We start from the raw sequence: 18,978 nt of genomic DNA, 5'->3' as shown, positions 1-18,978 counted from the left end.
AATAACCTTAATATAAACATAGTGAATACCATCCTCCACATTACCAAACGCCAACAATGGGAAGACGCGAAAATACTCGGTAGCTATCGCGCTGATTCGCTAGACAGTGAAGGTTTTATACATTGTTCAAAATCAACGCAAATACTCAAAGTTGCAAAGAGATTTTTTAATAATCAAAAAGAATTGGTACTACTTTTTATTGATTCTGCGAAAGTCCAAGCGGAAATTCGTTATGAAGAGGCTGAGATTGGCGAATTATTTCCTCATATTTATGGTGAGTTAAATGTTGATGCTGTGTATCAGGTGATTGATTTTGAAGCTAGGGAAAATGGTTTGTTTGAGTTGCCGCAAGAAGTTATAAATTTAGAAGAATAACGAACCGCGAAGGCGCAAAGGGCGCGAAGAAGAAGGTTGAGAAGTCAAGGGTTTGAGGTGGGTGTGTATATTGATAAAATGGCGTTATTGTTGGATTTATAGCTAATGGCTAAAGCTTTGTTACATCCACTTTGGTAAAATTCCCTTTTCGCTGATCTCTAATTTGAGTAAAAATGAAATTATTTAACAACTAGCATCTTATGGTTACTCTTCAACTCAGCCAAATTCGAGTTCCACCAGGGCAAAGAATAATATTGGAAGATGTTAGTTGGCAAGTATTTGAAGCAATTCTCAACGAATTAGGGGAACATCGCAGAAGCCGAGTAGCATATAGCCAAGGAACATTAGAAATTATGGCTCCATTACCAGAACATGAGCGATCTAAGGTAATTATCGGAGACTTGGTGAAAGCTTTGCTAGATGAACTCGATCTAAATTGGGAATCTTTAGGTTCAACTACTTTTAAACGAAAGGATATAAGTGCAGGGATTGAACCTGATGATTGTTTTTATATTCAAAACTATAAGCTAATGATTGGGAAAGACAAAATCGACCTAAGTGTTGATCCTCCCTCTGATTTGGCGATTGAAATTGATGTCACCTCTAAAACCCAAATTAGTGCCTACGAAGCGTTGAGAGTACCTGAAATTTGGCGATATGAAAACAAAAACCTAGAAATTAGTTTGCTGCAAGGTGAACAATATGTGCAGTCTCTCATCAGCCCCATATTTCCTGCTTTTTCGATGATGGAACTTATTCCTCGGTTTGTGGAAATGGCACAAACTACAGGGATGAGTTCAGCACTTAGAGTATTTCGACAATTGGTAAGACAACAAATACAAAATAGCGAAAACAAATAGAATTCGCGGGTACACAAATTCTTGTCCGCTAAGGTAAAATCAAGGTTTTGCCTGCGTAGACGCGAATTATAACGCCCTTTTAAAGTATTTCGCGCTTTACTTAAAGAAGGGGAATTAATAATCTAGAGCAATTGTGACCGAATTTAATTTACAAATCCAAGAAAATAGCGATCGCTTTGCCAACGCCAAGGGCGAACGCTTGTCTTCTCATATAGAGGATGCAGCACCTAGCTTACTTCCCTCCAGTAATACGATAGACTGCACTGACACTAAAGGCGATCGCATTGATCGTTTCCTTTCCCAAGAATTACCTGATTTATCCCGCTCGCGCATTCAGCAGTTAATCGAACAGGGTAATGTCCAACTTAATGATAAAGTTTGCACTTCTAAGAAGATTAATGTCAAGCTAGGCGATCGCATCACTCTAGAAATACCAGAAGCACAACCCCTAGAACTGCTAGCAGAAGATATCCCTTTAGATATCCTTTACGAAGATGACCAATTACTTATTCTCAACAAACCCGCAGGTTTAGTTGTCCATCCCGCACCCGGTCATCCAGATGGCACACTGGTAAATGCATTGTTGGCTCACTGTCCCAATTTACCAGGAATTGGCGGAGTCCAACGTCCGGGAATCGTCCATCGATTGGATAAGGATACTACGGGAGCAATTGCGATCGCAAAAACAGAAGTTGCCCATCATCACTTACAAGCCCAACTCAAAGCTAAAACCGCACGCAGAGAATACTTGGGTGTAGTTTACGGTGCGCCAAAAGTTGAAAATGGCAAAATTGACCTACCCATTGGTCGTCATCCACAAGACCGCAAGAAAATGGCTATTATGCCTATTGAACAAGGCGGACGATCTGCCGTCACCCATTGGCGAGTACTAGAACGTCTCGGTAACTATACACTAATCCACTTTCAACTAGAAACTGGACGCACCCATCAAATCCGCGTCCACAGCGCCAAAATGGGTCATCCTATTGTTGGCGATCCAGTTTATAGTTCTGGTCATTCCGTGGGGGTAAATTTACCTGGTCAAGCACTCCACGCTTGGCGATTAAAATTGCAACATCCCATCTCTGGAGAGTTTATTGAAGTGACAGCAAACCCACCCAGCCACTTTACGAAACTTTTGGAAATGTTAAAAAGACGAACTTCACTTTAACTTTAACCTCATCCCACGCCTTAAACTAACGCCATTTTACAGACATTAGGTATTCCCAATTCCCCATTCCCATTAACAACTAGCGTGCATCAGACGTGGGATAGAGTCTGTTCCACTAGTTATACCTAAATGAAACTTCTACATAACCCAAGACTCATGCACGCTATAAAATTATCAAAGCGATGTACTAGACAGCCATCAACCAAAAATCGTTACTTAATTCCAGCTAACTGGCGGTAAGGTACAGACTTTTCGATATCGATGTTGAATGACGAGATTCTTTGTGGTGTATTGCCAGTTGCATTGACACTTTGTGCCATAGACAAAAACAGAGCTGGATCGCCAGCTTTGGGCTTTTGCTCTTGTGGAAGGAATCTGCGTACTTCGACCTGCCAAATAATTTGGGGGAAACCCAATTTAGCGCGGTGGTAATCTTCGTATCGTGGAGATTTGATGTTGAATGGTAACTCACCTTGAGATTGAGATGGTAATATCCGACGGCGCTGATAAGGCACTGTGGAATATCCAAAATTGCTCAAGTACTCTTCAGTGTTTAGTACTTCATCAATAAAGCCTCTAATACCTTTAGTAGCGACTACAATTGACCAGGCGATTTTTTCTCGCTCGTTATATGGATCGCGTCCTAGAACGCGCTGAATTACTTGCTCAACAAAGCGATAATTATTGTTGAGATCGTAGAAGCTTCTCTTGAATGTATCGGAAAGTACCAATCCACGAACAAAGTCCCGTACTGTAATTTGTCCATTACGGAGTTGGGACTCTAAATATGTTTCGCGATCGGCAGCAAAAGCATAAAAGAAAAGTTGACGATATGCTGCTTCAATCAGATCATCTAAATCTGATGAAGATAGTATATTGTCTGTAGTAAAAATCCTCGGCTGTTCATCACCTGGTACTTCATATCCAGCTACACGCTGGTTTTGACTTGAAGGTTCATATTCTAACAGAGGAATTGCCATTCTAAAGCCTCCATGTTTCTTAATTAAAGTTAATAACTTTAAATCACATATTAAGGGAGTAGTTGTATCAGAACCTCAAGATTCTGATAAATTTTCACGAAACTTAACTAAGGGTGATTTAAGTTTTGGTAGTAAAAATGATTCGTGTGATGGATTCAACCCATACTGAATCAATAAAAGTAATGCAACTTAGTGCTAACTTCTACATTTAGAACTACAAAAAACTACAAATGATTAAAAAATTTTGCTTACATATTTTAGATTAAAAGATTAAGTTTCACTTTTTTTAACTGAAGCAACAATATTTAACATTTAGCAAAAGAAATTAATGAAAGTTGGGAATTGGGAAAACTAATCTCCCTGCTCCCTGCCCCCTACCTCCTCAATGACCTATCCAAAATTCCAGGGGATCTATAGTCGATTTACAGTAAGGCCAGCTACGCAAAGTTGCTTCCATTCCTTCCTCCCAGTAGGGTGGTTGTAATCCTAGTCCTAAACATAGATGAGATAGGATGTTAGCAAACTGCTGATTGTGACCAAAGTCTCCTACATGGGCATGGGCGTATTCATGGACGACTACACCAAACCAGTCTTTAGGTGCGACTCGACCAACATCTACCAAAATAGTGATGGGATTTGTGAGAATATTGCACAGCCCGTCTATGCCAAAAGATTGAGCTATGGGCACTGCAAAAATCTGGATGTGGCGACGCTCTTGCGGATGAAAGCACTCATGACAAATTTCTAAATAAGCATTGATCTGAGCGTTAACGGTGTTAATATTTTCGCCAATCCAAGTGCAAATGGGGATGCGATCGCGCAGGTTATCGAACACATCCACCATCCCTGGCTCTAGGGCAAGTCTCTGCACCCGACGCAGATAATCTTGCCCACGAATAAAAGCATCACTTTGCTTGAGATAATTCACCAGCCCAAAACTGAATAAAATTGTCTTTTTTCTACATCTTGCCCTTGTGCGGATGTTACCTGTTCTGTGTTGGAAACTTCAGTAGAACCTTCAATCCGGCTTTCAGTACAAAATGATGCCGTGCTGAAGCCACCAAAGCGTTTTACCGTACTGGTTCGCAACCGCATATTTGGGCTGGCAAACCAAAATCTCTCGATGGAACTCATCGTTTCATATTCGGTTGTCAACACTAGTCCGTCTTCATCATCCATGTGAAAAAGACCGACTACAGGCACTATTTCGGCGTAACCTCTCTCGCGCAGTAATTTGCCGGCCCTTGGATTATCCTCATCAGGCACGATCGCAAATATAGTTTTTCCCTGATGGTTCTCCTCATTATCTCTATCCCAAGCCATTGTGCCTAGCCAACGCACACGCGATCCACCTACTGATAAGCTGGGGTCAATTCCATGATACTGGCACAGTTCAATGATTTCTGGATGATTAGCTTCCAGAGTTTCTACCTGTATATCCGATTCTCCCGTCTCTGAGCGCTTGAACGCCAGATGATGGGTTGCCCGTTGCGATCGCCACTTACCAGCACTTAGCTGAAAAAATTCCATTGCGTCTATCAATCTTCTGACTCCTACTTATGACTCCTGCGGATGATGTTATACGTGTTTTTTCTTTTTACAGTTATTGGTATATAAACATTCTAAACATTACAACCATTAGCGATCGGCTTCAATAAACTCCCTGTAAACGGAAAATGACAGATGTTGTGACGTAATTGTAAATTTTTATGAGTGTGATTCTCTATAGCTTGACAATGTAGACATTTTAATATCCAAGTGTTAAACTAGTAGAAAGCGATCGTCTTCACATTAGCAGCAAAAATAAATACCTTCGATTCAGTTAATCAGAGGAGTGAATGATGGATTTTCCAATGGAACTAACTTTAGAACAACAGTTTCGCTTACAAAATTTAAAAGACCAAGTAAAGAATTTGAGTCAACAAGAAGCTCAGGAATTTTTGTTAGAAGTTTTACGGCAGATGATGGTAAAAGATAATTTGGTCAAACATCTCTTAAAACAAGCTTGATCGAATAAAAAAAAGAATATCTTTCCCTTAAGACTTACGCGGTGGCAAACAATGCGTAAGTCTTAATTTTTTAGGCATTGCGAAGAGGCAGGGGGGCAGGGGGCAGGGGGCAGGGAGCAGGGAGCAGGGGGCAGGGGACAAAAGTTTAGAACTTACAACAAGTCTTTCCCCTTGTCCCCTTGTCCTCTTCCCAATTCCCAATTCCCAATCAGAATATTACAGATTATTACTTTGTCTCTCATAGTAAAGACTAGGGTACTATTGATACCCTATGTTTTTGTTTGGCTACTCGCAGTGAATTCTGATCGAGAACAGGCCAGAAATAATATCCGCCATTTGTGAATATTAAGGAGAACTCATGGTTCTTGATGCTTTTTCTAGAGCTGTAATTGCGGCTGATGCCAAAACCGCTCCTATCGGTGGTGCTGACTTAGCAGCCCTTAAGTCTTTCATTGCTGAAGGCAACAAGCGCCTTGATGCTGTGAATGCGATCGCCAGCAATGCTAGCTGTGCAGTTTCGGATGCGATCGCTGGTATTGCTTGTGAAAACACAGGTTTGCTTCAAGCTGGTGGTAACTTATACCCAACTCGCCGGATGGCTGCTTGCCTACGTGATGCTGAAATCGTTCTGCGCTACGTAACTTATGCGCTATTGGCTGGTGATTCTTCCGTATTAGATGATCGTGCTTTGAACGGTCTGAAAGAAACCTACACAGCTTTGGGCGTACCTACTGGATCTTCTGTACGCGCTTTCCAAATCCTGAAGGCTATCAGCGTCGCTCACATCACCAACACCAATACTGAAGCTAACGCTGGCAAAAGATTCCGTAAACTGGAAACTCCTGAAGGCGACTGCTCTGCTTTAGCTGCTGAAGCTGCTAGCTACTTCGATCGCGTTATTTCCGCTTTGAGCTAACTGCTAATTCCTAAAGGCTAAAGCCTATTAGTCAAGCCAACTGAAATTAAAACCGATCAAATCTAATCTGGAGTATAAAAAGCAATGAAATCAGTTATCACTACGGTTATTGGATCTGCTGATGCAGCAGGTCGTTTCCCCACTTCCTCTGATCTAGAATCCGTTCAAGGTAGTATTCAGCGTGCAAGCGCTCGTTTAGAAGCTGCTGAGAAGCTCGCTGCTGGTATTGATAACGTAGCTAAAGAAGCTTATGATGCTGCCTTTAAGAAATATCCTTATCTGAACCAAGAAGGTGAAGCTGGCGACACTCAAGTTAAGAAAGACAAGTGCTTCCGCGACATCAAGCACTACCTACGCTTGATTAACTACAGCTTGGTTGTGGGTGGTACTGGCCCTCTCGATGAGTGGGGTATTGCAGGCGCTCGTGAAGTTTATCGCTCTTTAAATCTGCCCACTGCTCCCTACGTTACCGCGATGACTTATACTCGCGATCGCGCTTGCTCTCCTCGTGATATGTCTCCTCAAGCATTAGTAGAGTTTCGCTCTCTCCTCGACTACGTAATCAACTCCCTTTCATAGTAATAGGGATTGAGTAGACGTAGACGAGCGATCGTCATACTCTAAAACTTAGGGACTCCCGATGTGTTGCTTTGCCTGTATCTGGTTGAGCGATTGATCAAGAGTCCCTTAGTTGTTACTAATTCGTAATTCGTAATAGAGCCTCCGGCACGCTACGCGAACGTAGTTCGTAATTCATGATTGAACTTGGGGGATTTAAACAGGAAAATTTTCTTTTATGATAATAGATTCTCTATTTGAACAGTTGAAACACCCCAACCCTAATCTGCGGGAACGAGCTATGTGGGAACTGGCTGATGTTCGTGATGAAAATACGATTTCTCGCCTGATGAGTATTTTGGATGAAGAGAATGTAACTTACCGTAGAGCGGCGGTAAAAGCATTGGGTGCTATTGGTACAGATGCTGTCCCATCACTAGTAGATTCATTAGTGAATAGCGAGAATGCAACCATTCGAGGTAGTTGTGCTAAGGCTTTGGCACAGGTTGCTGCTAACCATCCAGATGTTCCTTTTCCAAATGAGGGCTTAGAGGGATTGAAAACAGCGCTCAACGATCCAAATGCCGTTGTCTATATTGCATCAGTAATGGCACTGGGTGAAATTGGTTCTCCTGCATTTGAGATTTTGGCTGAAGCTTTAAAAACAATAGATAATGTTGCGCTGGCTGTAGCGATTGTTAATGCACTGGGTTCGATGGGTGATATGCGGGGAGTGGAAGTGTTGACGGCATTAACTAACGATGAATCTGCCGATCCATACATTCGTGAATCAGCAGTGAGTGCTTTGCCCCGATTAGATCAGGTGATGAATTATAAAGGAGGGTAGCGATCGCTACCCTCCTTTTATATAACTACTTTTATCAATTCTAATAGAGCAAATACATTAGATGAACAGACTGGGTGTCACCTTGAAGTGATCTGCAAGTGCCTTAGCTTGTGCCTTACTAATCGATCGCTTACCGTTCACAACCTCAGACACAACGCCACTCGATCCGATGATACCCACTAAGTCAGCTTGACGAGTATCACTAGCTTCCATAATGTGTTGGAGAATTTCATGCGGTGCAGATTCATCCATTGGATAGTTCTGTGCCTCATACACTTCAATCAGCGTTACTATCAGCTTATGCAGAGCTTGTTCTTCTGGAGTCCGATTCTTGCAAAACGTTAGGCGCTCTGCCACAGCTAGGGCGCGATCATACTCTTCTTCCGTCTCAATCACCTTGGGAGCAACTTCAGCAAGCAGAATACTATAAGCAGCTTGGTCAAAAGTAAGGGTCATTTTTCCATTTACCTTTATCGTATTCAGCGTGAGTTAGAAAGTATTTGTAATAAACCGTTTGGTTTTCGTAATCAATACCGACAATCAGGCGATAGTCATTCCCTTTGATATTAAATACAGTAAAATTTCCAACCGCTTCCGCATCCCGATAAATCTGACGAACGTCCTCCAAGTTTCCCCATTCCACTTTTTTGACGGTTGCATACCAGTCGTCAATTTGCTTTTTGACATCAGGGTACTGGGCAGCATCAATGCGGAGGTTACGGATCGCAATCAGATGCATTTGTCTTTAAGTTCTTTATCTATATCTTTATCTATATTTATCAATCAACAAAAAACTAATTGCTAATTAAATACTCTCAAAAAGAGAGGGAAATGTCAAGATGTAAACATACATGCCTTATTACCAAGAATCTTCTTCTAACTGTCTCTCAATTTGAGAAATCGCTAACTCGATCACAGCCTGTACTCCTGCTTCCTGTTCTTCGGTTAATGCGGCTTGTAGGGGTTCTAAGGCAGTGCGATCGCCAATTTTCATTAATGCCAGAGCCGCCGCTTTCCGAGTTTCCCAATCGGGATGATACAGTAACTCAACCAAATTAGGAATCGCTGGTTGATAAGCCAGACTGCCCAAAGCAGATGCCGCTTCACACCGTACCATTAAGGATGAATCTGTGAGGGCGTTTACCAGGATTTGAAATGCTCCTTCTTCAGTGCCTTCTTCAGCAATTTTAGCGATCGCACCCACCACCGCAGCCCGAACATCAGCCGAGTCTGAGTTAATTTCTCGATATAAATGCTCCTTCGCCTCTGCCCCGATAAATCCCAGCGCCCACACAGCATGTCCTTTCGCACTTTCTGGATACTCGGTTGACGCTAAGATTTGCAGCAATGCTGGCACAGCTGCCTCACCGATTTTGGCAAGTCCTCCCACCGCCGAGGTTTTAACCACCGTATCTTCGTCATTTAAAAGGGCATTAACCAAAGTTGGAACTGCGATCGGATCGGCAATCAGTGTCAAAGTTTTGGCGCTGGCTCTGCGTACAACTGGGTTTGGGTGATTTGCTACAGCTTCCATCAACAAAGGGGTTGCCGGTTTCCCGACTTTACCCAACGCCTCTGCAAAACTCAACCTAACCATCCCCCGTGAGTCCCCCATACTCTCAATCATCTGCTTGAGTAGTTCTTGATCGTCAGGGTTAAAGGAATTTAAGCCGAATTGCTCATTGACTGCCGCTAGTATTGCATCAGTTTTTGCCTGGGAAAGATTTAACGAATCTTCCCCGGATTGAGTTTTAGAGTCGAGCATTATGACTTATAGCTAAATTATCAAGATGATTACTAGTTGTTGACGCTCAAGGCAGCTTGCTGATTACGCAGTTCTTGGAGTGCAGAATCAATTTTGGCAAGCTCAGGCTCCAGTTTTGCCATAACATTAACTCTCATCAACTTCGCCCGTTTTGCTGTTTCTGTAGTTTCTTGAACTAGACGTTCCCGATATAGCTCAAGTTCTGCAATCACTTCGGCGACATCTTGAGGAGTTATGTTATCGGTTGTTGTGAGTTCTGAGGTTTCATCCATAATTTTTGTTTCCTAAATGCGTGTTTATATGAATGATGTGTATTCAGTGTTCGACTATCGTTTGTATGTGGTTACTCGCTAAAGTTAGCACTTAGCAAGTGCATAGAATTGAACAATTGGCAAGAGGCAACTAACTAATAGCTGACAAATGCATATATTCCGATCTTCTCAGATCGCGTTACCACTGGTAAAGCTTTTTGATAGAAATCTTCAAAAGTCGAACTTAACTACAGCTTTTGATCTAAATTCTGCAAGTTTTCTAGGTTTTTGAAGTTGAAGTGCGTAGGCGTAGCCCGTCGTAGATATCGCGCTAGCATTGTTATGCCTATAAAACTAACTGATGCAATACACGCTGTAGAGGAAATTCATGAATTGCCCTACGCGAATAAACCGCAGCCTTATATAGTCTTAGTGTCAGAAAAAATCCCTAATAATTTATCAAAACTTACACCGACAATTGTTGAAAAGAAAGATTTTCTTATTAGGATAATTCATCAATTGTCGCTATATTATGTAGTTTTGCGTAGTCCTATTTATATAGCTATTTTACAGTCCCCAGTCCCTAGTACGATAGTAAATGTGACATCTGAGCAATTATCAAAGAGCTATTTTTAGATCACATGGATAAACGTTTTTTTAAAATGTTTGGGCTAACAGAAGATCAAGCGATCGCAATTATCGATACACCTTTAGAACAACTCGAAGATGCTTCTGATAAGTATATTGCTGTTTCCCATTTAATTAATTATCCCACTGAGAAATCGATCGCGGCTTTGGTGCGGGCGATTGAAACTAGTAACCCTGATGAGTTAGACCATCGGATTGTCCGACGCAAGGCTGTGGAAAGCCTGGGGCGATTGCAGGCTGAATCAGCTTTACCTGTAATTCGGCAATGCCTTAAAGATGATGATATTTATACTGTTGAAAATACCGTGTGGGCGATCGGGGAAATCGGTACTAAAGATCCAGAAATTCTCGAAGAAGTGGCGCAATTACTAGACAAACCGGGTCAAATATATCGAGTTATTATTCACACTTTAGCTAATGCTGATTATCAATCGTCATTAGAGCGTGTAAATAAATTTACTAAAGTAGAAGATGAACCTACCCGTAGCGCTGCGATCGCTACAGTTTGTCGTTTCACCGATGACTACTCCCAAATTAATGAGGTGATGGCGCTGCTGCAAAGTTCCAGCGTTAATGCACGGCGCAGTTGCATTCAAGACTTGATTGATGCACGCTACTACAAAGCCATCCCAGAAATTGCTCGTTGTCCTGTATCTCTGGTGTTTCGGTTGCGAGGATTGCGGATGCTTTTGGATGCAGGCGTTCCTAGTGGTGAAATTACCTTTGCAGAAATTCAACCTTATTTGGAACAAGTACTTTACGATCATCCCAATAACCTTGATTTAGTACATGAGTATGATGCTATCCCTGGATTAGATTTTGTGATTAACGAACTCTACGAAACTGATTTTGGACGCTGCTATTTAGCGACAAAAACCTTGCTAGATATCTATGCAGAAAAAGCACCTCAAGCACTTTTAACAACTTATGGGGATAAAGCATATAACGATTATGGCGCTCATTATCATGTGATGAAACTTTTCGGCTGGCTGAAATATGCTCCCGCCTACGATTTGTTAATAGAAAACCTGCACAACCGCGAACCCCAGTTTCAGAAATCTCGTGCGGCATGTGCGATCGCTCTTGGTGAATTGGGTGATTCACGAGCAATTCCTGAAATCAAAATTTGCCTCAATACGCCGATTTGGGATTTGAAATATGCTTGTTTATTAGCGCTAGACCGTTTAGGAGACTCATTCGGTCGGAAAATATGTGTTAATGATGCTGATTGGTTAATTAAGGCGAAAGCGACGAGTAATCAATAGATTTCTGGCATAAATGCTTAAATTGTCATATTGAGTAGAGTAGAGCGAAACGCAATACTGCTTGGTTAAGCCTAAAAAATAACTCTGGTGTAGGTTGGGTTGAGGAACGAAACCCAATATTTTCAGGGCTTTGTTGGGTAACACTAAAGTTCAACCCAGTCTACAAATCTCCAAAACCTACGCAGTATTGGAGCGAAACCTCTGGTGAGATTTTTCTCTGCACTGTGTTCTGTACCCTGCGGGAACGCTGTAGGAACAAAAAGAATGACATTCATAATTTTTTTATTTTTGCAAGAGACTCAATGATCTGCATTCATAAGGAACAATGAAAATTTATTTTCCATACTCCCTATTTTAAAAACAGGTCTAATATTTATGAGTCATTCCAATGATTTAGGCAAATACCTTTTTTCTTATATTTGTAATTAATGGCATTTCAAAATAAGAATGGATTACGCATCCCATCGCTACGGCTATTACAACAATTATAATTGCAATAAAATTGTGATATATGGTGGAATTGGGAATTAAGGATAAAAAATTGATTTTTTCTGTAAGTTTAGTGACAATTTTGCTTATAATGCTTAAGAAAAAACCGTGAGTTAAATATATAGAATAAGATGCATTTCCTAGATAAACTAGAATTAGTGATACATTTATTGTCTTTGATATCTCCAAATAAACAGATCCTATAATCAACAGTGTAAATGAAATCCCATAAGTTATTAATGAAGGGATACCGGAAACATCAAATTCCCCATATTTGGTATTTATAATCGATAAAACTAACAGAAAAAGTGAAGCGTAAATTAATGATGTTGCAAACTTAAATTGGTATTTATATATCGTATATGCAGCCAAGCAACCTAACACAAACTCTAGATTATGTTCGTCAAATATAAACGAGAGCAGAAAAGTTTTGTCGATTGGTAGTAAATTTAAAAGATTGAGAATTATACCAATAATCCAAACACAAATTATGGATTGCAAAATTTTTGTATTTTTCCATATTAATAGACCGAATATACAGTAGAAAAACACTTCATAACTAAGCGTCCAACTGACACCGATAAAAGTACTCTCTAGAATAGAACGGCTTTGAGGGAGCAGAAAAATAGCCTTGATAATTTCGTCTGGACTTCGCTGAAAAATACTATTTTTATTCGCATTAAATAGAGAAACTAAGATTTTGAGGCTTAAAATGCTCCAATATAATGGATATACGCGGATAAATCTTTTAAAAATAAAAGACTTCAACTTATTCGGTTTGCCTAGATCAGATTGATGAATATAAAATATAATAAATCCGCTGAGTACGAAGAAAAAATCCACACCTATCCAACCGAAATGAAATATCTGCAATAAATCATCTTGTTGCAGTTCATGAGAAATTATTATATTACCGTGGGCTAAAACTACTAGTATGGCAGCTATACCACGATATACCTGTAGCAAATTTAATTTTTTATTCATGATATTTACACGGTTAATTATTTCAAGCTGAATCGAAAAATATCAGGGAATGAAATTTGTTGAATTAGCAAGTTTTTGAAACAAAAAAACTTATAAGTAGCATCTTCAGGCTAATATGAACAATGCTCTTATAAGTTACAAACACTAGGGGCATAAAGATCGCCCCTACTGGTTTAGGATTTACTAGTGGTGACTGCCTCGTTTAACACTAACTCTGGTTCTGGTGTCTCTTCTTCTTCTGGCAAGCCGTAGATTGATTTGTACAACTTGACGTACTCTTTGGCAGATTGATACCAACTAAAATTTTCATTCATGCCACGTTTTTGTAGTTCTTGCCATTGCGGTTTGAAACGGAAGCCTTCCCAAGCCCGGATCATACAGGTGAAAAGGTCTAGCGGTTCATAGCGGTCAAAGCAATAACCTGTGCCTGCGGCATTTTCAGGGTCGTGATGGGTTACGGTGTCAACTAATCCACCTGTGCGGCGAACAATAGGCACAGAACCGTAGCGCAAAGACATCATTTGGCTAATACCGCAAGGTTCAAAACGACTAGGCATTAAGAAAGCGTCAGTACCAGCGTAAATGCGGCGAGACAGGGCATCGTTATACAGTAGGTAAGTTGCCATGCGTCCGGGAAAGCGGGATGCTAATTCCCACATCTGAGTTTCATAGTAGCGATCGCCTGTCCCCAGCAAAACAATCTGTGCATCTGTATAAGAAAGGAAGCGATCCAGGATTTGCAATATCAAATCAATACCTTTTTGTTCCACTAATCGGGTTACAATCCCAATAAAAAAGGCTTTGGAATTAACTTCTAATCCTACTTCTTGTTGCAAAGCAATTTTATTAGCTTTGCGTTTTTCTAAAGTATCAGCAGTAAAGTTTTGCTCAATATATTTGTCATTTTCGGGATTATAAACTTCAGTATCAATGCCGTTAATAATCCCAGATAATTTACCGCTAATAAAAGACAGCAAACCTTCTAAAGTTTCACCGTAAGTTGCTGTCTTGATCTGTTCGGCATAAGTAGGCGAAACAGTATTTACTTTATTGGCAAATTGCACCGCCGCAGCCATTACGTTGTGTCCTTGCATATACCAGGGACACCAAGTAATTTTTTCTAAATACCAACGCCACGGCCCTTGATAAGCCAAATTATGAATGGTAAAGACTGTGGTGATATCAGGATCTTGATGCATCCACACGGGAATCATCCCTGTATGCCAATCGTGACAGTGGATAATGTCGGGTTTCCAGTAATTCCAGGCAAACTCGGCTGCACCGTTAGCAAACAATGTGAAGCGCCAATCTTCATCATCTCCAGAATAAATGCGGCGCGGCGTAAAGGATGGATGTCCAAATAAGTACAAGGGAACATCAGTACCAGGTAGAACACTTTCGTAGACTGCAAAGTGCTGGAACATGGCATCTCCCCACCAGATGGGTTCTTGGGGAATTTCCATTTTGTCTGGCAGGAAGCCATAGTAAGGCAAGAATATCCGCACATCATGCCCCATTTCTCTCAAGAATTTGGGTAATGCCCCAACAACATCACCCATTCCTCCTACTTTTGCAATGGGTGCTGCTTCTGCTGCAACAAATAGAATCCGCATGGTAATTTTTGCTTCCCCGATTCTGTCTACAATTGTCAAATTCACTCTTCGATCGCACGCGACCAACGCAATTTTTCGCGTCTTTGGTACAACGGCGATCAATTCTTATCTAATCACATCGGCTTGCCCAATTGCTTAGGAACCACGCTGAATTACCGCAAAAATTTCTGATAAAATTTCTGTAGCTCCCTGTTGCCGTAATACTTCTGCTAGTTCTTTGCCTAGCGCTTCGGCATTGTTGGCCATGCCAGTGACGCTATCTTTTACTAACTTTTGACCATCTATACTGGCAACTATGCCTGTTAAGGTCAAATTCTCACCAGATATTTCTGTATTTACACCGATAGGTACTTGACATCCGCCTTCTAAAGAGCGCAGAAAAGATCGTTCAGCGAGACAGCGATCGCGTGTTGCAGGATGTTCGATAGCTTTAAGTAAAGATAGCAATTCACTATCATCAGCACGGCATTCTATCCCTAAAGCACCTTGTCCAACGGCGTGGAGAGAGATTTCTTTGGGGATAATTTGATGAATGCGTAGGTGCAACCCGGCGCAGCCATCGCTCATTCCCAATCTTTCTAATCCTGCGGCTGCCAAAATTAGGGCATCGTATTCGCCTGCATCCAGTTTTTCTAACCGGGTAATTAAGTTTCCTCGGACATCTTTAAAAGTAAAGTGGGGGAAGTTGTGGCGTAACTGTGCTAACCGCCGCAACGAAGATGTTCCAATTACCGCACCTTCTGGTAATGTATCGATTTGTTTGTCTTTGTGCTTTTCATGCACAACTAATGCATCGGCTGGATTTTCTCGTTCCGTAATTGCTGCCAGGGTTAACCCTTCTGGTAAGTTAGTCGGCAAATCCTTGAGGGAATGAACTGCAAAGTCAATCTCTTGATTGAGCATTCCCACTTCAAGTTCTTTAGTAAAAAGTCCTTTATCGCCAATCTTAGCTAATGCTACATCCAAGATTTTATCGCCTTGGGTAGACATGGTGTGGACTTCAAAAGTAATATCAGGAAAGCTTTTTTGGAGTTGCGCTTGTACCCAATAGGTTTGAACCAGAGCAAGTTGGCTTTTGCGCGAACCGATGCGAATAGTGCGTGGGGGACTAGAAACAACTGAAGTCATAAAACAATATATCAAACTAGGCGATAATTCACTCTCATCTAGACTACCGTAGTCAGGGACTCATAAGAATTTTGGGGTTTGGATTTTGGATTTTGGATTACAATTCTTTACCAAAAGCTGGTTTCAGCAATCTCGAACAATACTACCGAGTAGAGCATTCGATTAATTTATAGCGAATTAAATTTGGCAATACCCTGCAATGTTAATGCGTCGGATGGAAATCCTAGCTCGTAAAGACGCGATACGCCGTAAAGTATCTGTAGTATTTGTAGGTTGGGTTGAGGAACGAAACCCAACGCTTGATCCTTGCTCATGTTGGGTTTCACTGCCGTTCAACCCAACCTACATTGAGAAGTTTTATGATAAGCAATCACCTGAACTTGATATAACAACGTTTTTTGATGGAAATCCTAGCTCGTAAAGACGGCGATTCATCGCGTCTCTTGCCTTAAGTTATTGCGATCGCACTCGTTATAATAATGGCAGAGCGATCGCACAAGTTGTGCCAATTCCTACTTCACTGGTGATATTAATACAACCTTGGTGTAAATCCACACACTTTTTCACTACTACTAATCCTAAGCCTGTACCGGGAATGCTTCTGACATTCTTGCCCCGGTGAAACGGCTCAAATAGCTGCTTTTGATCTGCTAGCGGAATTCCAATACCTTGATCCTGAACCTGAAGAATCACTGTATCTGATTTAAACTCCAGTCTTAGATAAACATTACCCCCTTGAGGAGAATATTTAATCGCATTCAGCAGCAAATTAGACAGAATAGAATGCAACAATCTTTCATCTACCCAGCCTGGAACAGCTTTCCCTTGACAAACAAAGCTAAGTGTGTGCTTTTCATCTGTACTTAGGCGCATTTCTTCCACAAAATCACTGCAAAATTCTTCTAAATCTAAAAGTTTAGGATTAAATTCTAGTTTTCCAGTTTCGGCTCGATTGATTGTCAAAATATCGTCTAACATCTGAACCATGTTTTTGACAGAGAGTTGAATTCTCTGTAAATTCCTCAATCGTTTAGAAGAGTTATCCCATTCATCCTGGCAGTTTTCTAACAATTGGGCAGCGACTAAGGCAGTACTTAAAGGAGTGCGAAATTCATGAGATGCCATTGAGAAAAAGCGTGTTTTCAGAACACTGAGTTCCCTTTCTCGTTCTAGTGCCATGCGAATTTCATCTAACCGCTTGCGTTCTGTAATATCGCGGCAGTTAACCATAATTCTAGTGTCTGCTGTATTATCTAGAAACTTCTGGCTAATCGCTTCTAGCATTCGCCAAGAGCCATCTTTGTGCCGACAACGAAACTCGATTGGAGCGGTAACTTCTGAATTTTCAATGGCATGAATAAAACTATGGTGAATATTAACCAAATCATCTTGGTGAATGTAATCTAATAAGTTCTTACCAATTAGTTCTGCTGGTGGATAACCTAAAACTTTTTCTACGGATGGACTTTCGTAACGAATAGAACCATTTAAATCGAGAATTTTGACAATATCTAAGGCATTTTCAATTAATGAGCGGAAGCGTTCTTCACTTTGGCGCAACGCTTGTTCAGCTTGCTTGCGCTCGGTAATGTCGCGTTGTACTGATATCCAGTGAGTATACCAGCCAGCTTGATCGGCTACGGGTACGATGCTAAATTCATTCCAGAATTCAGAGCCATCTTTGCGGTAGTTAATTACTTCAACCGTGACTGTTTCCCAACAAGATAGGGCAGTCGAGATTTTATCTAGTTCGGCGCGACTTGTTTTCGCTCCTTGAAGAATACGGGGCGTTTTACCTAAAACTTCTTCCAGGCTGTAACCTGTGATTCGAGTGAATGCTTCATTAACATAGATAATATTTGGCCCAGGTTCGCCAATGGATTGCGCTTCAGTGATAACTACACCATCATTTGTATTTACAACCACAGATTGCAGCAAACGCACTTGTTCTTCCTGCTTTTTTTGGTGTGTGATATCAGCAATCACAGATACCATGCCGTTGATGCTATCATCACTGTCATGCAAGGGAGCAGCAGAGAAAACTATATCGATCGCAGTGCCATCTTTTTGAAAACGGCGCAATTCGACTCTGGTACAAGTCGTTCCTTGCAATATACTTTCTTGCAGAGTATTGTATTCTTCTAATTGATCGTCTAAAAAAATTGGGTTAGGACGATCGATTACCTCCGCTTCCGTCCAGCCAAACATCCGTTCAGCAGCCGGATTCCAGATTTTCACATTCCCTTCTAAATCAAGCGTGAAGATGGCGCGAGGAGAGGCAGTAATTAAAGCTTGCAGGGCGGCTTGGGTGCGTTGACGTTCAGCTATTTCGGCTCTGAGAGAGACATTGGCTTTAGCTAACTCTTGAGTTCGTTGTTGGACGCGGTGTTCTAATTCAGCATTGAGTGTTTGTAGCTGCTTGTAAAGTTCTGATTGTTGAATAGCGATCGCCACCTGGGTTGCAAGTTGCTTCATCAATTCAACTTCCCAAGATTCCCATACACGGGTGCGATCGCACTGATGGGCAATCAATAAGCCCCAAAGATAAGGTGTAGAAGTAGGAGAATTGCTGTCTCGTTGTTTATCAGCTTCCCGATTTTCTTGGAGAATTGGCACTACCAGCTTGGCTTTGACACCGAATTGTTTCACGAAGTCTGCTAGACATGGTTCGACATCTGCTTGTTCAACATTAGCGATCGCGCGGGTTTTCCCTAATGAATAAGCTTGGTGATATTCTCTCGGAAACACTTCTTCTGGAAAGGTTTCTCCTAAAATTTTTGTATATTCAGGTAAAACTGTTTCAGTAATTGCGCTACCTGTCCCATCTTCCCAAAGGCGATAAATTAACACCCGATCTGCTTGCAGAAACTCGCGCACTTCTGCAACGGTGGTAGTCAATACCTCTTCTAACTCCAAAGACTCACGGATGTGTTGAGCAATCTGGTTTACCAACCGCTCCCGCTCAGTTTGTTGTCGTAGAATTACTTCTGCTCGTTGCCTTCTAGTTACTTCCAGATTGAGAAAATAGTAAATTACCCCCAAGGCAATAATGCTAAAGCCAATAGAGATTGGAGCAAGGTTGATAATACTAAAATCTGCCATGAGCATAGAGAAGAGAG

Annotated in this window: 19 protein-coding genes; 8 read left to right on the top strand and 11 right to left on the bottom strand. The window is 41.3% G+C overall.

The genetic code is table 11. The annotated features are described in order from the left end of the window. Positions 1–21 precede the first annotated feature (21 nt). The 3 genes from VB732_RS01380 (at position 22) to VB732_RS01370 (ending at position 2,406) form a co-directional block, all read left to right on the top strand. Positions 22–375 (top strand): DUF952 domain-containing protein, encoded by a 354-nt coding sequence (locus VB732_RS01380; protein WP_323229022.1) that lies wholly within the window; start codon positions 22–24, stop codon positions 373–375. A gap of 200 nt (positions 376–575) precedes the next feature. Further along, positions 576–1,235, top strand: coding sequence for a Uma2 family endonuclease (locus tag VB732_RS01375; RefSeq protein WP_323229021.1), 660 nt, complete (start codon positions 576–578; stop codon positions 1,233–1,235). A 253-nt stretch (positions 1,236–1,488) separates the two neighbouring features. Then, positions 1,489–2,406: an RluA family pseudouridine synthase gene (locus VB732_RS01370; protein ID WP_323229163.1), complete on the top strand. Its 918-nt coding sequence runs from the start codon at positions 1,489–1,491 to the stop codon at positions 2,404–2,406. 212 nt (positions 2,407–2,618) lie between these two features. Here the strand turns inward: VB732_RS01370 and VB732_RS01365 are convergent, their stop codons facing one another. The 3 genes from VB732_RS01365 to VB732_RS01355 form a co-directional block, all read right to left on the bottom strand. Continuing rightward, the gene (locus VB732_RS01365; RefSeq protein ID WP_323229020.1) at positions 2,619–3,386 is read right to left on the bottom strand and encodes a phycobilisome rod-core linker polypeptide; all 768 of its coding nucleotides are present in this window, start codon (positions 3,384–3,386) and stop codon (positions 2,619–2,621) included. Between the two features lie 382 nt (positions 3,387–3,768). Continuing rightward, complete coding sequence (locus VB732_RS01360) at positions 3,769–4,314, bottom strand: hypothetical protein (protein WP_323229019.1); 546 nt, start codon at positions 4,312–4,314, stop codon at positions 3,769–3,771. Then, entirely contained in the window at positions 4,311–4,925 is a 615-nt protein-coding gene (locus VB732_RS01355) for a phycobiliprotein lyase (protein ID WP_323229162.1), read from the bottom strand. The genes VB732_RS01360 and VB732_RS01355 overlap by 4 nt, the downstream gene beginning before the upstream one ends. A 299-nt stretch (positions 4,926–5,224) precedes the next feature. Between VB732_RS01355 and VB732_RS01350 the strand changes: the two genes are divergently transcribed. The 4 genes from VB732_RS01350 to VB732_RS01335 all read left to right on the top strand — a co-directional run bounded on the left by VB732_RS01350 (position 5,225) and on the right by VB732_RS01335 (position 7,716). Continuing rightward, positions 5,225–5,395 (top strand): NblA/ycf18 family protein, encoded by a 171-nt coding sequence (locus VB732_RS01350; RefSeq protein ID WP_416235719.1) that lies wholly within the window; start codon positions 5,225–5,227, stop codon positions 5,393–5,395. 358 nt (positions 5,396–5,753) lie between these two features. Then, positions 5,754–6,311, top strand: coding sequence for a bleomycin hydrolase (locus tag VB732_RS01345; protein ID WP_323229018.1), 558 nt, complete (start codon positions 5,754–5,756; stop codon positions 6,309–6,311). A gap of 84 nt (positions 6,312–6,395) precedes the next feature. Beyond that, a complete protein-coding gene (locus VB732_RS01340) occupies positions 6,396–6,890 on the top strand; it encodes a bleomycin hydrolase (protein WP_323229017.1) in 495 nt (164 codons plus the stop codon). A gap of 217 nt (positions 6,891–7,107) precedes the next feature. Further along, complete coding sequence (locus tag VB732_RS01335; protein WP_323229016.1) at positions 7,108–7,716, top strand: HEAT repeat domain-containing protein; 609 nt, start codon at positions 7,108–7,110, stop codon at positions 7,714–7,716. Positions 7,717–7,773: 57 nt separating this feature from the next. Here VB732_RS01335 and VB732_RS01330 read toward each other — a convergent pair whose 3' ends face one another. The 4 genes from VB732_RS01330 to VB732_RS01315 form a co-directional block, all read right to left on the bottom strand. After that, positions 7,774–8,172: a transcriptional regulator gene (locus tag VB732_RS01330; RefSeq protein WP_323229015.1), complete on the bottom strand. Its 399-nt coding sequence runs from the start codon at positions 8,170–8,172 to the stop codon at positions 7,774–7,776. Beyond that, positions 8,156–8,455, bottom strand: a complete 300-nt coding sequence (locus tag VB732_RS01325) for a type II toxin-antitoxin system HigB family toxin (RefSeq protein ID WP_323229014.1) — start codon at positions 8,453–8,455, stop codon at positions 8,156–8,158. The genes VB732_RS01330 and VB732_RS01325 overlap by 17 nt, the downstream gene beginning before the upstream one ends. Before the next feature lie 120 nt (positions 8,456–8,575). Next, the gene (locus VB732_RS01320) at positions 8,576–9,481 is read right to left on the bottom strand and encodes a HEAT repeat domain-containing protein (RefSeq protein WP_323229013.1); all 906 of its coding nucleotides are present in this window, start codon (positions 9,479–9,481) and stop codon (positions 8,576–8,578) included. 32 nt (positions 9,482–9,513) lie between these two features. Next, entirely contained in the window at positions 9,514–9,753 is a 240-nt protein-coding gene (locus VB732_RS01315) for a hypothetical protein (protein WP_323229012.1), read from the bottom strand. A gap of 620 nt (positions 9,754–10,373) precedes the next feature. On the opposite strand from VB732_RS01315, the gene VB732_RS01310 reads away from it, so the two are divergent. Continuing rightward, the gene (locus VB732_RS01310; RefSeq protein ID WP_323229011.1) at positions 10,374–11,645 is read left to right on the top strand and encodes a HEAT repeat domain-containing protein; all 1,272 of its coding nucleotides are present in this window, start codon (positions 10,374–10,376) and stop codon (positions 11,643–11,645) included. 393 nt (positions 11,646–12,038) lie between these two features. Here the strand turns inward: VB732_RS01310 and VB732_RS01305 are convergent, their stop codons facing one another. The 4 genes from VB732_RS01305 to VB732_RS01290 all read right to left on the bottom strand — a co-directional run bounded on the left by VB732_RS01305 (position 12,039) and on the right by VB732_RS01290 (position 18,961). Further along, the gene (locus VB732_RS01305; RefSeq protein ID WP_323229010.1) at positions 12,039–13,118 is read right to left on the bottom strand and encodes an acyltransferase; all 1,080 of its coding nucleotides are present in this window, start codon (positions 13,116–13,118) and stop codon (positions 12,039–12,041) included. 173 nt (positions 13,119–13,291) lie between these two features. Further along, positions 13,292–14,731, bottom strand: coding sequence for a glycogen synthase GlgA (gene glgA / locus VB732_RS01300; RefSeq protein ID WP_323229159.1), 1,440 nt, complete (start codon positions 14,729–14,731; stop codon positions 13,292–13,294). A gap of 135 nt (positions 14,732–14,866) precedes the next feature. Further along, positions 14,867–15,859, bottom strand: coding sequence for a hydroxymethylbilane synthase (hemC, locus tag VB732_RS01295; protein ID WP_323229009.1), 993 nt, complete (start codon positions 15,857–15,859; stop codon positions 14,867–14,869). Positions 15,860–16,330: 471 nt separating this feature from the next. Continuing rightward, positions 16,331–18,961 (bottom strand): PAS domain S-box protein, encoded by a 2,631-nt coding sequence (locus VB732_RS01290; protein WP_323229008.1) that lies wholly within the window; start codon positions 18,959–18,961, stop codon positions 16,331–16,333. Positions 18,962–18,978: the final 17 nt, after the last annotated feature.

Source organism: Nostoc sp. UHCC 0252 (assembly GCF_034931145.1).
Classification (GTDB): domain Bacteria; phylum Cyanobacteriota; class Cyanobacteriia; order Cyanobacteriales; family Nostocaceae; genus Nostoc.
Note: the sequence above shows the minus strand (reverse complement) of the source record. Positions and strands in the feature narration are given on the sequence as shown.